General features: G+C 54.7%; 16 protein-coding genes and 1 rRNA gene. 3 read left to right on the plus strand and 14 right to left on the minus strand.

The annotated features are described in order from the left end of the window. Window positions 1-25: 25 nt before the first annotated feature. The 5 genes from F8561_RS00905 to pepQ all read right to left on the minus strand — a co-directional run bounded on the left by F8561_RS00905 (window position 26) and on the right by pepQ (window position 5,936). Window positions 26-1,565: ribosomal RNA gene (locus F8561_RS00905) — 16S ribosomal RNA — on the minus strand. A gap of 376 nt (window positions 1,566-1,941) precedes the next feature. Continuing rightward, complete coding sequence (hemG, locus tag F8561_RS00910) at window positions 1,942-2,487, minus strand: menaquinone-dependent protoporphyrinogen IX dehydrogenase (RefSeq protein ID WP_113657069.1); 546 nt, start codon at window positions 2,485-2,487, stop codon at window positions 1,942-1,944. Between the two features lie 10 nt (window positions 2,488-2,497). Beyond that, window positions 2,498-3,949, minus strand: a complete 1,452-nt coding sequence (trkH, locus tag F8561_RS00915; protein ID WP_025202793.1) for a Trk system potassium transporter TrkH — start codon at window positions 3,947-3,949, stop codon at window positions 2,498-2,500. Window positions 3,950-3,990: 41 nt separating this feature from the next. Next, the gene (locus tag F8561_RS00920) at window positions 3,991-4,605 is read right to left on the minus strand and encodes an IMPACT family protein (protein WP_020882868.1); all 615 of its coding nucleotides are present in this window, start codon (window positions 4,603-4,605) and stop codon (window positions 3,991-3,993) included. Beyond that, window positions 4,605-5,936, minus strand: coding sequence for a Xaa-Pro dipeptidase (gene pepQ, locus F8561_RS00925; protein ID WP_020882869.1), 1,332 nt, complete (start codon window positions 5,934-5,936; stop codon window positions 4,605-4,607). The genes F8561_RS00920 and pepQ overlap by 1 nt, the downstream gene beginning before the upstream one ends. Before the next feature lie 190 nt (window positions 5,937-6,126). On the opposite strand from pepQ, the gene fadB reads away from it, so the two are divergent. After that, window positions 6,127-8,316, plus strand: coding sequence for a fatty acid oxidation complex subunit alpha FadB (gene fadB / locus F8561_RS00930; RefSeq protein WP_040019225.1), 2,190 nt, complete (start codon window positions 6,127-6,129; stop codon window positions 8,314-8,316). 9 nt (window positions 8,317-8,325) lie between these two features. Next, complete coding sequence (gene fadA / locus F8561_RS00935; RefSeq protein WP_151887059.1) at window positions 8,326-9,489, plus strand: acetyl-CoA C-acyltransferase FadA; 1,164 nt, start codon at window positions 8,326-8,328, stop codon at window positions 9,487-9,489. Window positions 9,490-9,671: 182 nt separating this feature from the next. Here the strand turns inward: fadA and fre are convergent, their stop codons facing one another. Together fre and ubiD are read right to left on the minus strand one after the other, a co-directional pair. Next, window positions 9,672-10,373: an NAD(P)H-flavin reductase gene (fre, locus tag F8561_RS00940; RefSeq protein WP_014172106.1), complete on the minus strand. Its 702-nt coding sequence runs from the start codon at window positions 10,371-10,373 to the stop codon at window positions 9,672-9,674. 30 nt (window positions 10,374-10,403) lie between these two features. Then, window positions 10,404-11,909, minus strand: a complete 1,506-nt coding sequence (ubiD, locus tag F8561_RS00945) for a 4-hydroxy-3-polyprenylbenzoate decarboxylase (RefSeq protein WP_014172107.1) — start codon at window positions 11,907-11,909, stop codon at window positions 10,404-10,406. 170 nt (window positions 11,910-12,079) lie between these two features. On the opposite strand from ubiD, the gene rfaH reads away from it, so the two are divergent. After that, entirely contained in the window at window positions 12,080-12,571 is a 492-nt protein-coding gene (gene rfaH, locus F8561_RS00950) for a transcription/translation regulatory transformer protein RfaH (protein ID WP_020882871.1), read from the plus strand. Here rfaH and tatD read toward each other — a convergent pair. From tatD to ubiE, 7 genes are all read right to left on the minus strand, one after another. Next, the gene (tatD, locus tag F8561_RS00955; RefSeq protein ID WP_020882872.1) at window positions 12,568-13,350 is read right to left on the minus strand and encodes a 3'-5' ssDNA/RNA exonuclease TatD; all 783 of its coding nucleotides are present in this window, start codon (window positions 13,348-13,350) and stop codon (window positions 12,568-12,570) included. The genes rfaH and tatD overlap by 4 nt on opposite strands. Window positions 13,351-13,391: 41 nt before the next feature. Next, entirely contained in the window at window positions 13,392-14,162 is a 771-nt protein-coding gene (tatC, locus tag F8561_RS00960) for a Sec-independent protein translocase subunit TatC (RefSeq protein ID WP_014172110.1), read from the minus strand. A gap of 2 nt (window positions 14,163-14,164) precedes the next feature. Then, entirely contained in the window at window positions 14,165-14,707 is a 543-nt protein-coding gene (gene tatB, locus F8561_RS00965) for a Sec-independent protein translocase protein TatB (protein ID WP_020882873.1), read from the minus strand. Between the two features lie 3 nt (window positions 14,708-14,710). Beyond that, window positions 14,711-14,965 carry a Sec-independent protein translocase subunit TatA gene (tatA, locus tag F8561_RS00970; protein ID WP_014172112.1) on the minus strand — a complete coding sequence of 85 codons (255 nt, stop codon included), beginning with the start codon at window positions 14,963-14,965 and terminating at the stop codon, window positions 14,711-14,713. 76 nt (window positions 14,966-15,041) lie between these two features. Then, window positions 15,042-16,682, minus strand: a complete 1,641-nt coding sequence (gene ubiB, locus F8561_RS00975) for a ubiquinone biosynthesis regulatory protein kinase UbiB (protein ID WP_014172113.1) — start codon at window positions 16,680-16,682, stop codon at window positions 15,042-15,044. Then, window positions 16,679-17,284 carry a ubiquinone biosynthesis protein UbiJ gene (gene ubiJ / locus F8561_RS00980; protein WP_032680095.1) on the minus strand — a complete coding sequence of 202 codons (606 nt, stop codon included), beginning with the start codon at window positions 17,282-17,284 and terminating at the stop codon, window positions 16,679-16,681. The genes ubiB and ubiJ overlap by 4 nt, the downstream gene beginning before the upstream one ends. Window positions 17,285-17,297: 13 nt before the next feature. Then, window positions 17,298-18,053 (minus strand): bifunctional demethylmenaquinone methyltransferase/2-methoxy-6-polyprenyl-1,4-benzoquinol methylase UbiE, encoded by a 756-nt coding sequence (gene ubiE, locus F8561_RS00985; RefSeq protein ID WP_014172115.1) that lies wholly within the window; start codon window positions 18,051-18,053, stop codon window positions 17,298-17,300. Between the last annotated feature and the right edge of the window lie 2 nt (window positions 18,054-18,055).

Genomic DNA, 18,055 nt, shown 5'->3' on the forward strand with positions numbered 1-18,055 from the left:
CACTACAAAGGCAGGTTCTTTAAGGTAAGGAGGTGATCCAACCGCAGGTTCCCCTACGGTTACCTTGTTACGACTTCACCCCAGTCATGAATCACAAAGTGGTAAGCGCCCTCCCGAAGGTTAAGCTACCTACTTCTTTTGCAACCCACTCCCATGGTGTGACGGGCGGTGTGTACAAGGCCCGGGAACGTATTCACCGTAGCATTCTGATCTACGATTACTAGCGATTCCGACTTCATGGAGTCGAGTTGCAGACTCCAATCCGGACTACGACGCACTTTATGAGGTCCGCTTGCTCTCGCGAGTTCGCTTCTCTTTGTATGCGCCATTGTAGCACGTGTGTAGCCCTACTCGTAAGGGCCATGATGACTTGACGTCATCCCCACCTTCCTCCAGTTTATCACTGGCAGTCTCCTTTGAGTTCCCGGCCGGACCGCTGGCAACAAAGGATAAGGGTTGCGCTCGTTGCGGGACTTAACCCAACATTTCACAACACGAGCTGACGACAGCCATGCAGCACCTGTCTCAGAGTTCCCGAAGGCACCAAAGCATCTCTGCTAAGTTCTCTGGATGTCAAGAGTAGGTAAGGTTCTTCGCGTTGCATCGAATTAAACCACATGCTCCACCGCTTGTGCGGGCCCCCGTCAATTCATTTGAGTTTTAACCTTGCGGCCGTACTCCCCAGGCGGTCGACTTAACGCGTTAGCTCCGGAAGCCACGCCTCAAGGGCACAACCTCCAAGTCGACATCGTTTACGGCGTGGACTACCAGGGTATCTAATCCTGTTTGCTCCCCACGCTTTCGCACCTGAGCGTCAGTCTTTGTCCAGGGGGCCGCCTTCGCCACCGGTATTCCTCCAGATCTCTACGCATTTCACCGCTACACCTGGAATTCTACCCCCCTCTACAAGACTCTAGCCTGCCAGTTTCGAATGCAGTTCCCAGGTTGAGCCCGGGGATTTCACATCCGACTTGACAGACCGCCTGCGTGCGCTTTACGCCCAGTAATTCCGATTAACGCTTGCACCCTCCGTATTACCGCGGCTGCTGGCACGGAGTTAGCCGGTGCTTCTTCTGCGGGTAACGTCAATTGCTGTGGTTATTAACCACAACACCTTCCTCCCCGCTGAAAGTACTTTACAACCCGAAGGCCTTCTTCATACACGCGGCATGGCTGCATCAGGCTTGCGCCCATTGTGCAATATTCCCCACTGCTGCCTCCCGTAGGAGTCTGGACCGTGTCTCAGTTCCAGTGTGGCTGGTCATCCTCTCAGACCAGCTAGGGATCGTCGCCTAGGTGAGCCGTTACCCCACCTACTAGCTAATCCCATCTGGGCACATCTGATGGCAAGAGGCCCGAAGGTCCCCCTCTTTGGTCTTGCGACGTTATGCGGTATTAGCTACCGTTTCCAGTAGTTATCCCCCTCCATCAGGCAGTTTCCCAGACATTACTCACCCGTCCGCCACTCGTCACCCGAGAGCAAGCTCTCTGTGCTACCGTTCGACTTGCATGTGTTAGGCCTGCCGCCAGCGTTCAATCTGAGCCATGATCAAACTCTTCAATTTAAGTTTGATGCTCGTGAATTAAACTTCGTAATGAATTACGTATGTTCACTCAGAGACTTGGTATTCATTTTTTGTCCGAAGACATTAAGAATCCATGTCACTTTGAGTGCCCACACAGATTGTCTGATAAATTGTTAAAGAGCAGTGCCGCTTCGTTTTCGCTGCGGCGCGGGGTGTGCATATTACGCTTTCCCGCTTCAGAGTCAAGCATTTATTTTTGCTTTTCTCTGTTGGTGTTCATCTCTGAACCCCGCTAACCCGGCGGCGTGTGTGCCGTTGTTCCGTGTCAGTGGAGGCGCATTATAGGGAGTTATTCTGAAGTGACAAGCACAAAATACAAAAAACTTTTCGTTCGCTCACTTTTCAAACGTCACGCCTATTTAAGCCGCGAATCGCCTGATAAATGTGCGATCTCCCGCGCAAAACTGGCGACCTGCGACCAGTCGGTATACACCACCTCTTTACGCGTATCGGTTTCGCCGCCGGTCATCTTCATAATGAGGCGAATCATAAAGCGGTCATACCAGCGATAGCGCGGATAACGCAGCGCGCCGGCAAAGACGGCGCTGATGTCAGGCTGCCACGGAGAGTTCAACAGAAACTTGCGCGTATAGCTGTTGGTCTGCGGCGTACGTTTCTCAGGTTTGCGCGCCACCAGATTGACCGAGTAAAAAGCCCCGGGCAGTTTATTGAGCACTGCCGTATGCTTTTTCACAAAACGATCCAGCGCCGGATGGAAATGCCCGTAACGAATAGACGCGCCAATAACCACACGGTCGTAATCCTGCCAGGCTATCTGCTCCGTGCGGTTCAGGTTCACCACATCAGAGTAAATCCCCAGCTCTTTTAATTCTGAAGCCAGATATGAGGCAATCTCACGCGTTTGCCCATCCCGCGTAGAGAAAAGAATAAGTGTTTTCACCGACGACTCCTTACTCGCGCCAGAATGTTGGGGTGAACAGCACCAGCAGCGTAAAGACCTCCAGACGACCAAACAGCATGTTGGCGATGAGGATCCATTTCGCGACCGGGTTCATACTGGCAAAGTTATCCGCCACAACCCCCAGGCCAGGCCCGAGGTTATTCAACGTTGCTACGACGGAAGCAAAGGCAGAGAAATCATCCACCCCCGTCGCGATAATCGCCAGCATACTGACGATGAAGACCAGCGCATAGGCCGAGAAGAACCCCCACACCGCTTCAAGAATACGTTCCGGCAGGGCACGGTTACCCAGTTTGATGCTGTAAACCGCGTTCGGGTGGACCAGACGTTTAAGTTCACGGTTCCCCTGCTTAAACAACAGCAGAATACGAATCACCTTCAGGCCACCGCCCGTCGACCCCGCACAACCCCCGATGAACGCAGAACACAGCAGCAGTACCGGCAGGAACAGCGGCCAGCGTGCAATACTGTCCGTTGTAAAACCGGCGGTGGTTGCCATCGACACCACCTGGAAGAACGCCTGATTTAACGTGGTCAACGCGGAGTTATAGACATCGTGGAACCACAACACCACGGTACAGATGATGACCAGCGTAAGCTGGACACCAATGAACATGCGAAACTCCGGGTCACGCCAGTACACCTTCAGGCTACGCCCGCTGAGTAAGGAGAAGTGCAGACCGTAGTTACAACCGGAAATCAGCAGGAAGATGGCAATGATCGTGTTAATGGTGGGGCTGTCGAAGTAACCTACGCTGGCATCGTGGGTCGAGAACCCGCCGATGGCGATCGTCGCAAAGCTGTGCCCGATAGCGTCGAATGCAGGCATCCCGGCAAACCATAACGCTAACGCACAGGCGACCGTCAGTAAGACATAGATAAGCCACAGGGTTTTCGCCGTCTCGGCTATGCGCGGGCGCATCTTGTTATCTTTCAGTGGGCCCGGCATTTCCGCACGGTAAAGCTGCATCCCCCCGACGCCGAGAATAGGCAGGATGGCCACGGCCAGGACGATGATCCCCATCCCCCCGAACCATTGCAGCATCTGGCGATAAAAGAGAATGGCATGCGGTAAGGAATCCAGCCCGACCAGCGTGGTCGCCCCGGTCGTCGTTAAACCCGAGAACGATTCAAAAAACGCATCCGTGACGGTCAGATTAGGCTGTTCAGAGAAGATAAAGGGTAGCGCACCCACGCTTCCCAGCACTGTCCAGAACAGAACAACAATCAAAAACCCTTCGCGAGATTTCAGCTCACCCTTTTGACGACGGTTTGGCCACCACAGCAGAGAGCCAATCGCCAGCGCGACAAAGAAGGTCTGGGTAAATGCCCGCCCCGCGCCGTCCCGGTAGATAAGCGCTACCAGTCCTGGGAGAATCATCGTCCCGGAAAAAAGTATGACCAGCAGTCCAACGATTCGGGTAATGGCACGAAAATGCATCTCTGCCGCTTCCTTTGGTATTCAAAAAAGTGAGGTGGGGATTATTCTTCAATCGGCAGCAATTGCAACGAACCGCGACTAAAATCCGCCAGCTTTGCTGAAAAAGCAGCCAGTTCCGCCTGCGGAAGCGCCACGCGCAGTTGCACCATTGCCTGATAGTCACTGTGCGCGATGACGCCGTTAAACTGCTTTAGCAATGCCTCAATGCCGGATAACTGGCCGTAATCGCAAAGTAAAGTATATTCGGTGAGCGGCGTTTTGCGGGTGGTAATCAGCATATTCAGTGCCTGCTGAACCCCACCGCCATACGCTTTAACCAGTCCACCCGTGCCTAATAAAATACCGCCGTAGTAGCGAACGACCACGGCGGTGATTTCACCCACGCCGCTGCCCATCAACTGGGAGAGCATGGGTTTACCGGCTGTGCCTGCCGGTTCACCGTCATCGGAAAACCCCAGCTGTTGTGAATCGTTCGGCGGCCCTGCCACCCACGCCACGCAATGGTGACGTGCGTCAGGGTGCTGCGCGCGAACGGACTCAACAAACGCTTTTGCCGCCTCAACGCCGTCGGTATGTGCCAGCAGCGTAATGAATCGACTCTTCTTAATTTCCTCAACAAAGGTGACCGGTTCAGCCGGTATCAGCCAGCTATCCATCAGGCCAGCTTCAGGTCTCGCGTCATATTCTCAATACCGTTTTCGTGGATCACCACGTTGTCTTCGATACGAATACCGCCAAACGGTTTCAGTGCTTCAATTTTGTCCCAGTTGAAGTGCTTGCTGAACGGGCCTTCACGCCATGGCGCTAACAGCGATTCGATAAAGTAGATACCCGGCTCGATGGTCAGCACCATACGCGGCTCAAGAATACGCGTGCAGCGCAGGTAAGGATATTTAGACGGCGCGGCCAGGTGCGTACCGGTATCATCCTGCATAAAACCGGCAACATCATGAACCTGCAGGCCCAGCGGGTGACCAATACCGTGCGGCATGAACGGGCCGGTCAGATCGTTTTCCACCATCGCCTCTTCGCTCATGTCTTTCACGATCTGGTGCTTACGCAGCAGTTTAGCGATGCGCTGATGGAACTGGATGTGGTAATCCACATAGCTGGTTCCCGCTTTCATGGTGCCAATAAGCGCCAGTTGCTCATCGTTAACGTCTTTAATCAGTTGTGCAAAATCGGTATCCGCATTTGCCGCCCAGGTGCGGGTCAGGTCGGCCGCATAGCCGTTGTACTCTGCCCCGGCGTCCAACAGGAAGCTGCGCATCTCGGATGGCACCTGGTGATCGAGCCTGGTGTAGTGCAGAACGGACGCATGCTCATTCAGCGCGACGATGTTGCTGTAAGGGACATCAGTGTCACGGTGGCCGGTGGCGGTCAGATACGCCTGGTTAATATCGAACTCGCTCATGCCAGACTGGAACGCTTCATGGGCGGCACGGTGACCGTTTACCGCCGTTTTTTGCGCTTCACGCATGCAGTAAAGTTCGTAGTCGGTCTTATAAGCGCGATAGTAGTGCAGATAATCCAGAACCCCTTTCGGATTGAGTTTATCCGCCGGAATATCCAGACCGAGCGCACGCTCAGGAACCGGGCCAATATAAGCAATATTGCCGCGCCCGGCTGGCAGGAGGCTGCCAATGCCATCGGCTTTTGGTAAAGCGATAACGTCCACTTCTTCCGTCCAGAAGCTGGTCGGCAGCGGCTCAACGTTGTGCCAGTAATCGACAGGCAGATAGAACCACAGTTTCGGCTTGTTCACCCCGTCCACCAGCAACCAGCAATTTGGGACCTGCGTGACCGGCACCCAGGCTTTGAACTGCGGGTTGACCTTAAACGGATACGCATGGTCATCCAGGAAGGTGTTAATCAGCTCTCCGGAGTGGATTAACAGCGCATCCAGCTTAAAGCGCGCCAGTACATCACGGGTACGTTCCTGTAGGGTAACGATATGATTTTTATAAAGCGAAGCCAGTGAGTCCATCTTTCTTCCTTTCATTTTTCTGAGCTCAAGTCATCGCATCTTAGCACACCTGACTCCGACTGCGTGATTTCCACCGACCGTGATCAATGCAGCAATTTCTTAATGATAAATTTGCATTTTATTAACATAAATCCCACACTCCGTCTCATCTGGTATGACCAGATCCACTTGCTGGATTCAGGAGACTGACATGCTCTACAAAGGCGACACCCTGTACCTCAACTGGCTGGAAGATGGCATTGCCGAACTGGTGTTCGATGCCCCCGGCTCAGTCAACAAGCTTGATACCGCGACGGTGGCCAGTCTTGGCCAGGCGCTGGATGTGCTTGAAAAACAATCTGAATTAAAAGGACTGCTGCTGCGCTCAAACAAAGCGGCTTTTATTGTCGGTGCAGATATCACCGAATTCCTTTCACTGTTCCAGGTCCCGGAAGAACAGCTGAGCCAGTGGCTGCACTTTGCCAACAGCGTCTTTAATCGTCTGGAAGATCTGCCTGTTCCGACAGTCTCCGCCGTTAACGGCTACGCGCTGGGCGGCGGCTGCGAGTGCGTGCTGGCAACCGACTATCGTCTGGCCACGCCAGACCTGCGCATCGGCCTGCCGGAAACAAAACTGGGCATCATGCCAGGCTTTGGCGGTTCCGTACGTATGCCACGCATGCTGGGTGCCGATAGCGCCCTGGAGATCATCGCCGCCGGTAAAGATGTCGGGGCGGAACAGGCGCAGAAAATAGGCCTGGTGGACGGTGTTGTTAAACCAGAAAAACTGATTGAAGGCTCCCTCGCCATTCTGCATCAGGCCATTAATGGCGACCTCGACTGGAAAGCCAAACGTCAGCCGAAGCTGGAACCGTTGAAACTCAGCAAAATTGAAGCCGCCATGAGCTTCACCATCGCCAAAGGGATGGTGATGCAGACGGCAGGCAAACACTACCCCGCGCCCATTACCGCCGTTAAAACGATTGAAGCCGCAGCCCGCTTTGGCCGTGATGAAGCGCTGAAACTGGAAAACCAAAGCTTTGTTCCGCTGGCGCACACTAATGAAGCTCGCGCACTGGTGGGCATCTTCCTGAACGATCAATTCGTGAAAGGTAAGGCGAAACAGCTGACCAAAAATGTTGAGACGCCAAAACATGCGGCGGTACTCGGTGCAGGCATTATGGGCGGCGGCATCGCTTATCAGTCGGCCTGGAAAGGCGTGCCTGTGGTGATGAAAGACATCAGCGAGAAATCCCTGACGCTGGGCATGACCGAAGCGGCCAAGCTGCTGAATAAACAGCTGGAACGCGGCAAAATTGACGGTCTGAAACTCTCAGGGGTGATCTCGACAATCCACCCGACCCTGGACTATAGCGGTTTCGACCGTGTGGATGTGGTCGTTGAAGCGGTCGTTGAGAACCCGAAAGTCAAAAAAGCAGTGCTGGCGGAAACCGAAGAGAAGGTTCGTCCTGATACCGTACTGGCCTCAAACACCTCCACCATCCCGATTAGCGAACTGGCAGGCGTTCTGAAGCGCCCGGAAAACTTCTGCGGTATGCACTTCTTTAACCCGGTGCACCGTATGCCGCTTGTCGAAGTGATCCGTGGGGAAAAAACCTCTGACGAAACGATCGCCAAAGTCGTGGCATGGGCCAGCAAAATGGGCAAAACCCCAATCGTGGTCAACGACTGTCCGGGCTTCTTCGTCAACCGCGTGCTGTTCCCGTACTTCGCCGGTTTCAGCCAGCTCCTGCGCGACGGTGCGGATTTCCGCAAAGTCGACAAAGTGATGGAAAAACAGTTCGGCTGGCCGATGGGTCCGGCGTATCTGCTGGATGTGGTCGGCATTGACACCGCACACCACGCCCAGGCGGTGATGGCGGCAGGCTTCCCGCAGCGCATGCAGAAAGATTACCGCGACGCGATTGACGCCCTGTTTGACGCCAGCCGCTTTGGTCAGAAAAACGGCCTGGGCTTCTGGCGCTATAAAGAAGACAGCAAAGGCAAGCCGAAGAAAGAAGAAGACGCGGCGGTGGATGGCCTGCTGGCCGACGTCAGCCAGCCGAAACGTGACTTCACCGACGATGAAATCATCGCCCGAATGATGATTCCAATGATCAACGAAGTGGTGCGTTGCCTGGAAGAAGGCATTATCGCCAGCCCGGCAGAAGCGGATATGGCACTGGTGTACGGCCTCGGCTTCCCTCCGTTCCACGGCGGCGCGTTCCGCTGGCTGGATACGCTCGGCAGCGCCCGTTATCTCGATATGGCTCAGCAGTACCAGCACCTCGGTCCGCTGTATGACGTGCCGGAAGGTCTGCGTAACAAAGCGCGCCATAACGAACCCTATTACCCAGCAGTTGAACCAGCCCGTCCGGTTGGCGAGCTGAAAACGGCTTAAGGAGTCACAATGGAAAAGGTTGTCATTGTTGATGCGATTCGCACCCCGATGGGCCGTTCAAAAGGCGGCGCATTCCGTAATGTGCGCGCGGAAGACCTCTCCGCGCACCTGATGCGTAGCCTGCTGGCGCGTAACCCGGCACTGGACCCCGCTGCGCTCGACGATATTTACTGGGGCTGTGTACAGCAAACCCTCGAACAGGGCTTTAACATCGCCCGTAACGCTTCGCTGCTGGCGGAGATCCCGCATTCAGTTCCGGCGGTGACCGTTAACCGTCTGTGTGGTTCGTCAATGCAGGCGCTGCACGACGCTGCACGCATGATCATGACCGGTGATGCACAGGCCTGTCTGGTCGGCGGCGTGGAGCACATGGGCCACGTGCCAATGAGCCACGGGGTTGATTTCCACCCGGGTATGAGCCGTAACGTGGCGAAAGCGGCGGGAATGATGGGCCTGACCGCTGAGATGCTTTCCCGCCTCCACGGCATCAGCCGCGAAATGCAGGATACCTTTGCTGCGCGCTCCCACGCACGCGCCTGGGCTGCAACGCAATCCGGCGCATTTAAGCATGAGATCATCCCAACCGGTGGTCACGATGCTGACGGCGTTTTGAAGCAGTTCAGCTACGATGAAGTGATTCGCCCGGAAACCACCGTAGAAACCCTTTCTACGCTGCGCCCGGCGTTTGACCCGGTCACCGGTACGGTAACGGCAGGCACCTCGTCGGCCCTATCTGACGGGGCCGCCGCGATGCTGGTGGTGAGTGAAAGCCGTGCCCGCGAATTAGGCCTGACGCCTCGTGCCCGGGTGCGTTCGATGGCGGTGGTGGGTTGCGATCCGTCCATTATGGGTTACGGTCCGGTGCCGGCCTCGAAGCTGGCGCTGAAAAAAGCAGGCTTAACCACCAGTGATATCGATCTGTTTGAGATGAACGAAGCCTTTGCCGCGCAGATCCTGCCGTGCATCAAAGATCTGGGCCTGATGGATCAGATAGACGACAAGATTAACCTCAATGGCGGCGCGATCGCCCTCGGCCACCCGCTGGGTTGTTCCGGGGCACGTATCAGCACCACGCTGATTAACCTGATGGAACGCAAAGACGCTCAGTTTGGTCTGGCGACGATGTGTATCGGGCTGGGTCAGGGTATCGCGACGGTATTTGAGCGAGTGTAACTCTTCGAGGGGTTCTTACAGCCAGTGTCGCCAGAACACGGCGGCACGCGAGCGGCGCCCGATGCGCTTACGGAAGTAAGTGATTCGGGTGAGCACGCGCAGCCAACGCAGTTATGGCGCCAGTGGCGAAGAGATAAAGTTTAGTTGCCGTTCTTCCCGCCTGTCAGGGGCGGGTTTTTTATTTAAATGAACGCGAACGCATCGCCGAAGAGACGGTCTTCACGCGCGTCACGCTCGTTGCAGAACAGGTCACGGGCAATTTTCGCCATCTCAAAACGGCCAGCAATATAGATATCATGTCCCGCCAGCGTGCCGTGATCCTGCAGCACCGCCGTCAGCACCGTACCGCTGCGCCCACGCCAGCCCTCTTCAGGCTGCTCCACCACCGGCTCAATGCGCAGGTGTGGATGATTGACGCTTAATGCTTCCAGTTCAGACAGGTCGTAGAGATGTTTCTCTTCGCGGCCGCCCCAGTAGATGGTGATATCGCGATCCGGGTTACGCGCCAGGGCCGTCAGCAGGATAGAGCGCACATAAGAGAAACCCGTTCCCCCCGCAATCAGGATCAGCGGACGGTCTTCATCTTCACGCAGCCAGGCATCACCGTGAGGAATATCCACCACGATTTCACGTTCTTTCAGAATGCGATCCATGACGGCCATCGCATACAGGTTAAGCTCAGACGCACCAATATGAAGCTCAATAAATTCCTGCTCTGCTGGCGTAGAAGCCATAGAGAAGGGACGCTTATCACGCTCATCCATCACGACCATCAAGTACTGACCGGCGCGGAAAGAGAATGCCGCTTCAGGTACTAAACGGACGCGATATACGGTGTCGGTGATAGCATCTACCGAGGTCACTTTACAGCTTAAGGTTGTCATTCGCTCTCTCTGTCGTGAAGTCTATAGGGCTTAACGGCCTGTTTCAGGTTTACCGTTATTCATTATGGCCAGTTCATCCCAGATCGCGTCAATGCGCGCGGTCACGGCAGGATCTTTTTTGATCGGTCGACCCCATTCACGCTCGGTTTCGCCGGGCCATTTGTTTGTGGCATCCAGTCCCATTTTTGAGCCAAGGCCGGAGACCGGCGAGGCAAAATCCAGATAATCTATCGGCGTGTTTTCGACTAACACCGTATCGCGCGCCGGATCCATTCGCGTAGTAATGGCCCAGATAACGTCATTCCAGTCGCGGGCGTTAACATCATCATCGCAGACAATAACAAATTTGGTATACATAAACTGGCGCAGGAAAGACCATACGCCCATCATCACGCGTTTAGCGTGACCAGGATATTGCTTCTTCATCGTCACCACCGCCAGGCGATACGAACACCCTTCCGGCGGCAGGTAAAAATCAACAATTTCCGGGAACTGCTTTTGCAGGATCGGCACAAACACTTCGTTCAGCGCCACTCCCAGTACCGCCGGTTCATCCGGTGGACGTCCGGTATAGGTGGAGTGGTAAATCGCATCTTCACGCTGGGTGATGTGCGTGACGGTAAACACCGGGAAGTTATCAACTTCGTTGTAATAGCCGGTGTGGTCACCGTATGGCCCTTCCGGTGCCATTTCGCCCTGCTCAAGGTAACCTTCCAGAACGATCTCCGCGCTGGCAGGAACTTCAAGGTCATTAGAAATACACTTCACGACTTCGGTTTTGGTTCCGCGCAGCAGGCCTGCAAAGGCATATTCGGACAGCGTATCCGGCACTGGCGTTACCGCCCCCAGAATCGTGGCCGGATCGGCGCCTAACGCAACGGAAACCGGGAAACGCTCGCCCGGGTGTTCAGCACACCACTCCTGGAAATCCAGGGCACCGCCACGATGTGACAACCAGCGCATGATGAGCTTATTCTTGCCAATCAGCTGCTGGCGGTAAATACCCAGATTTTGTCGCTCTTTGTGCGGACCACGCGTGACGGTGAGCCCCCAGGTGATAAGCGGCGCAGCATCTTCAGGCCAGCATTGCATGACAGGAATTTTTGTCAGATCCACCGCATCGCCTTCCAGCACTTTCTGCTGACACGGTGCGCCGCGCAGACGTTTGGTTGGCATGTTTAGCACCTGCTTAAACTGCGGCAGTTTATCGAACAGATCGCGGAAACCTTTCGGTGGCTCTGGCTCTTTCAGAAACGCCAGCAGTTTACCCACTTCACGCAGCGCCGTGACGTCCTCCTGTCCCATCCCCAACGCCACACGGCGCGGTGTGCCAAACAGGTTGCACAGCACCGGCATCGAATACCCTTTGGGGTTTTCAAACAGTAAAGCGGGGCCACCGGCACGCAGGGTGCGGTCAGCAATTTCTGTCATTTCCAGATAAGGATCAACAGGAAGTGTAATGCGTTTGAGTTCGCCCTGCTTTTCCAGCAGCGTCAGGAAGTCGCGGAGATCGTGGTATTTCATGCAGTTAGTCATGGCCTCTCTGTAAGCGCTTCATTATACGGCGTAAGCCTGCTTGATGCTGTAATTTTGTTAAATTAGCGTGAACTTATGCATTCTGTTCCCTTTTCCCCCATTATAATCAACTTAGCGATCCCGCCAGGGTTTTGATATGCTTGCGCCCCGAACTAAGGGAAAGAGTGATTATGCAGGCCTGGTATTTACTGTATTGCAAACGCGGGCAACTTCAGCGCGCGCAGGAACATCTTGAACGTCAGTCTGTAAATTGCCTGACACCCGTGATCACGCTTGAAAAAATGCAGCGCGGGAAGCGCACGACCGTTAGTGAGCCATTATTCCCGAACTATCTGTTCGTTGAGTTCGACCCGGAAGTGATTCACACCACGACCATCAGCGCCACACGCGGTGTCAGCCACTTTGTGCGTTTTGGCGCTCACCCGGCCACGGTCCCGTCAACGGTGATTCATCAGCTTTCGGTGTACCAGCAACCTGAAGGCATCACCGATCCGGAAACCCCCTACGCAGGCGACAGCGTCGTCATCACTGAAGGGGCTTTCGAGGGCTTACAGGCGATTTTCGCCGAGCCTGACGGTGAAGCACGCTCCATGCTGTTGCTCAACCTGCTGAATAAGCAGGTATTGCAGAGCGTGAAAAACACCGACTTCCGCAAAGTTTAAACGTCTATCCCGAACAGGCGACGCACGTTGTCATCCGTCTGTGCGCACAGCCAGTGCGGGTCTTCTCCGCGCCAGCGCGCTACGCTCTCAAGAATATGCCCCAGATAGGCCGGTTCGTTACGTCGAGAAGCCGGTTTGGGTTGCATATCTCGCGGCAGCAGATAAGGTGCGTCGGTTTCAACAAGCAAGCGGTCCGCCGGGATCACCGGCAACAGCTCGCGAAGCTCAAGCCCGCGACGTTCATCGCAAACCCAGCCGGTAATGCCCAGATATAACCCGCGTTCCAGACAATCCAGCGCCTCCTGCCGTGAACCGGTAAAGCAGTGCAGTACCGCCCCGGGCAGTTTATCGAGCCAGGGTTCCAGTAAGGCGAGGAAGCGCTCATGCGCGTCACGGCAGTGCATAAACACAGGCATTCCAAGCTCTGCTGCCAGGGCGAGCTGGGCGGTGAAGGCATTTTCCTGTTCGGCTGGCGTGGAAAAGTTACGGTTGAAATCGAGACCACATTCGCCAATGGCCACGACTTCAGTGGTTTTCGCCAGCCTGTGTATGATTTCAGCGCTCTGCGGCGTCCACTGGCTGCTGTCATGAGGATGCACGCCAGCGGTTGACCAGCAGCGATCATAGCGTTGAGCAAGCTGCTGCGCCTGCTCGCTTTCATGCAGGTTGGTTCCCGTCAGGAGCAGCCCTTTCACCCCGGCGGCAAAAGCACGCGCGACGACCTCATCGCAGTCTTTCGCAAACTGCGAGCTGGTCAGGTTGAGTCCGATATCAAACATGCGATTCCCCATAGCACAACCGCCCTGACGGGCGGCTGGTTTTACTCTTCAGTGGTCTTTTCCGACGTATCGTCTTCGTCATCCGACCGACGCCCTTTTCCCACGTAGAAACGCGAGAAGAATACGCCGACTTCAAACAGACAATACATCGGTATTGCCAGCAGCGTTTGTGAGAAGACGTCAGGTGGTGTGAGCAGCATGCCAACCACAAACGCGCCGACCAGGATATACGGGCGCTTCTTACGCAGGTCATCAGGGGTCGTCACTCCTACCCAGCAAAGCAGCACAATGGCTACCGGCACTTCGAATGCCACACCGAACGCCATAAACAGCGCCATCACAAAGCTGAGGTAGCTGGCGATATCCGTCGACACCTGAACCCCTTCCGGCGCGGTATGCGTCAGGAAGCCAAAGGCCAGCGGGAAGACAACAAAGTAGGCGAACGCCATGCCGATATAGAACAGCAGCGAGCTGGATACCAGCAGCGGGATAACCAGCTTGCGTTCATGCTTGTACAGCGCTGGCGCCACAAACGCCCACACCTGATAAAGAATGACCGGCGCAGAGGCAATCAGCGATACCCAGAAGGTGAGCTTAATAGGGGTAAAGAACGGTGATGCAACGTCCGTTGCGATCATCGTTGCCCCCAGCGGCATCTGCTTGATCAGCGGCGCAGAGACAACCTGGTAGATATCATTGGCGAAATAGACCAGGCATAAGAAAATGAGGAAAACCGCGATAATGCAGTTTAACAGGCGCTTACGCAGCTCTATGAGGTGCGTAATCAGCGGTTGGGTATCATCTACTGCCATGTTTACGCTTTATCACTCGACGAGGGGGATGATTCGGAAACAGGCGCGGCAGGCTTAACGTCAGCCGCTTTTACCACCGGTGCTTCCGGCTGCGCCTGTTTTTTCGGTTCAGATTCCTGCGGCGTTTGTTCAGGCGCGGTAGCCTGATGCTCCGCGCTGGCAGGCGTAACGCCCTCGCGCTGCGCTTCGCTGTCCTTCACCACCGGGTTGTGGATGGTGTTGGCTTCATCGCTCGCCTTTTCAGGATCGTTGACGCTGTAGGAGCGCTTCATGGATTCTGCCGCTTCACGCAGTTCATCCATTGAGGCTTTCAGTTCAGGCGTCAGGTTATCCATGCTCGCCTTTTCCACCTTTTTCAGGCTTTCCTGAAACTCCTGCAGCTTAAGTTCCTGCGCCAGCTCATTTTGTACGGTCGAAGCCAGCGATCTCAGCGCGCGTACCCAGCCCACAACGGTTTTCACCGCCACCGGCAGACGCTGGGGTCCTAACACTATCAGGCCAATCACAAAGACCAGCAGCAGCTCACTAAAACCAATGTCGAACACGAATTACACCTGCTCTTTATCGTGGCGTTTAGCGTCTTCTTTTTTCGCCTCTTCCTGCTTTTCGGAGATGGATTTAGCAGTAAAGTCAGCATCCTGGCTGGTTTTATCCTGCTTGCTCTCATCATCGCTCATCGCTTTCTTGAAGCCTTTGATAGACGCGCCCAGATCGGAGCCGATAGAACCGAGCTTTTTCGTGCCAAACAGCAGCACGACGATGACGGCAATGATCAACAATTGCCAGATACTGATACCACCCATACATGTACCTCAGGGATAGATGATTAATGAGTCAGGTCGCATTATACGTAGGCGACCCGTCGATAGCGACGCAAAATCAGCGCGTTTTTCTCCAGCCGGCGAGCCAGACCACAACACCGCCAGCCATCAGCCAGGCGGGCATCATCTGCCAGTCAGGGCGAGTAATCAGCAACAGCGTACCACTCAGCAGCAGCGTTGCTCCAATGCCAAAGAGATAGCGCGACTGCCCCTGTCGAACACGGCTGGACTGAAGCTCGCGGGCGATTTTATCCATGCTGTGCTGAAGGTTCTTGCTCTGACGCAAACTGTCGTAAATCAGTTCAGGAATATCAGGCATTTTTTCTATCCAGAACGGGCCTTTCTCTTTAATAGAGCGCACCAGCGCCGGAATGCCCACCTGATCCTTAATCCAGGATTCAAGGAAAGGTTTCGCAGTCTTCCATAAGTCTAACTGAGGATAGAGCTGTCGACCTACACCTTCAACGTAAAGTAATGTTTTCTGAAGTAAAACTAACTGTGGCTGCACTTCCATGTTGAAGCGGCGTGCCGTGTTAAACAGGTTCAGCAATACGTGTCCGAAGGAAATTTCTGCCAGCGGCTTTTCAAAAATTGGCTCGCAGACGGTACGGATAGCAAACTCAAATTCTTCGACGTTGGTGTCCGGCGGAACCCAGCCAGAATCAACGTGCAGCTCGGCCACCTTGCGGTAATCACGGTTAAAGAAGGCAATGAAGTTCTCAGCGAGATAGCGCTTATCTTCTTTGTTCAGCGAGCCCACAATACCGCAGTCAATACCGATATATTTCGGGTCTTCCGGGTGCTCGTAACTGACGAAGATATTCCCCGGGTGCATGTCCGCGTGGAAAAAGCTGTCGCGGAATACCTGGGTAAAGAAGACCTGTACACCACGCTCGGCCAGCAGCTTCATGTTGGTTCCCTGCTTTTCCAGGGCTGCCACATCCGAGACCGGAATACCGTAAATCCGCTCCATTACCATCATGTTCTGGCTGCAGTAGTCCGAATACACTTCCGGCACATAGAGCATCGGGCTGTTTTCAAAGTTCCGGCGCAGCTGGATGGCATTTGCCGATTCACGCAGCAGGTTTAATTCATCAATCAGCGTTTTTTCATACTCCCGCACAACTTCCATTGGGCGCAAACGGCGTCCGTCGGGGAGCAGGCGCGGAACCCAGCGTGCAAGCCGATAGATAAGCTTCATGTCCGCTCGGATTACAGGCAGGATGTCCGGGCGGATCACTTTGATAACCACCTCTTTGCCGTTCTCTTTCAGACGGGCTGTATGCACCTGGGCGATAGAGGCTGAAGCAAGAGGTTCTATTTCGAAATCGTCAAACCAGGTCTCGACAGGAATATTGCCCATCGCCTCTTCGATCTGTTTTTTCGCTCTCACACCGTCAAACGGTGCAACGCGGTCCTGCAGCAGTGCCAGTTCATCGGCAATCTGCGGCGGGAAAAGATCGCGGCGAGTCGAGAGCATTTGCCCGAACTTAATCCATACCGGGCCCAGCTCCTGGAGCGCCAGGCGAAGACGTTCACCCAGCGGCTGATCTTTATGACGATTAGGCATCCAGAACAACATCCGCCGCCAGATGCGAAGCAGCAGCGTGATACGCATTTTGGGGATAAGCTCGTCGAGCCCGTAACTCAAAAAGGTGTGGACGATAAAATAGAGGCGCCGAATTTCACCAGGCGTCATTTGCCCTCCAGTTTTTCCAGCCGTTTGGTTAAGGCATCCACCGCGCGTTCAACCGCTGCGGTCTCTTCCGCAAACCATGCAACTTCAAGCGCGCCAGGGGCCATACGCCACTCTTCAGTCAGCACTTCCGCCGCATAGCGTTGCTGTCGTTGCAGACTCTTGCGAAGAAAAGCCGTACCGCCATGAATGGCTTTACCGATCCCTTCGGCAGCAATGTCGCCAATGAAAGGCGCAAGCAGCTCTGCCGGGTCAAACTCGGCCAGATCGCTGAGCGCAACGAAATTCTGTACGACCTGAATGTCGCCTTCCACTTCCAGCTCACCGCTGCGGATAAGCGCCGTAAGCTGCTGACGGTCACGTAATTTTGGCAGCACGCTCATGTGCGTAATCACGGAGCAGTCGGCTTCACCTTCCCACTCACCCAGAACGTCAAGCTGGCGTTCACTGAAAACCAGCACAAGCGGCGTCGAGAACTCTTTCAGAACAACACGCAGCACCTTGCCGTTAAGCCGCTGACGTGCGGCTTTTAGCGCCGGTGCGCGGTAAAGAAAGGCATTCAGGACATTCTCGATGCCTGCGGTGACTAAGGGTTTAAAGGGCACGGGAAACCTCCACTCAGAACTTATAACCGCGATGCAGCGCGACGACACCTGCCGTCATGTTGAAATACTCAACGTTCTCGAATTCCGCATCCTGCATCATGGCCTTTAAAGTGTCCTGATCCGGGTGCATACGGATAGATTCCGCCAGGTACCGATAGCTTTCCGCGTCGTTTGCCACCAGCTCACCAATGCGCGGCAGCACATGGAATGAGTATGCGTCGTAAGCTTTGCTTAACGGCTCAAGAATCGGTTTGGAGAATTCGAGCACCAGCAGGCGTCCACCCGGCTTTAACACGCGGTACATGGAGCGCAGCGCTTTTTCTTTATCGGTGACGTTACGCAGGCCGAAGGAGATAGTGATGCAGTCAAAGGTATTATCCGGGAAAGGCAGCGCTTCGGCGTTCGCCTGCACATACTCGACATTACCTACCACGCCGATGTTACGCAGCTTCTCACGTCCCATTTTGAGCATTGAGTCGTTAATATCTGCCAGAACAACGCGACCGGTTTCGCCCACCAGACGGGAGAATTTTGCTGTCAAATCGCCTGTACCGCCGGCTAAATCCAGTACCGTTTGTCCACGACGCACACCGCTACAGTCGATGGTGAAGCGCTTCCACAAGCGATGAATGCCGAACGACATCAAGTCATTCATCACATCGTACTTCGCCGCCACGGAATGAAATACGTGGGCCACCATATCAGCTTTCTGCGCTTTGGCGACAGTCTGAAAGCCAAAGTGCGTCGTGTCTTGTGAATCGTCAACCATCT

It is taken from the genome of Enterobacter sp. 198 (assembly GCF_009025585.1).
GTDB lineage: Bacteria > Pseudomonadota > Gammaproteobacteria > Enterobacterales > Enterobacteriaceae > Enterobacter > Enterobacter ludwigii.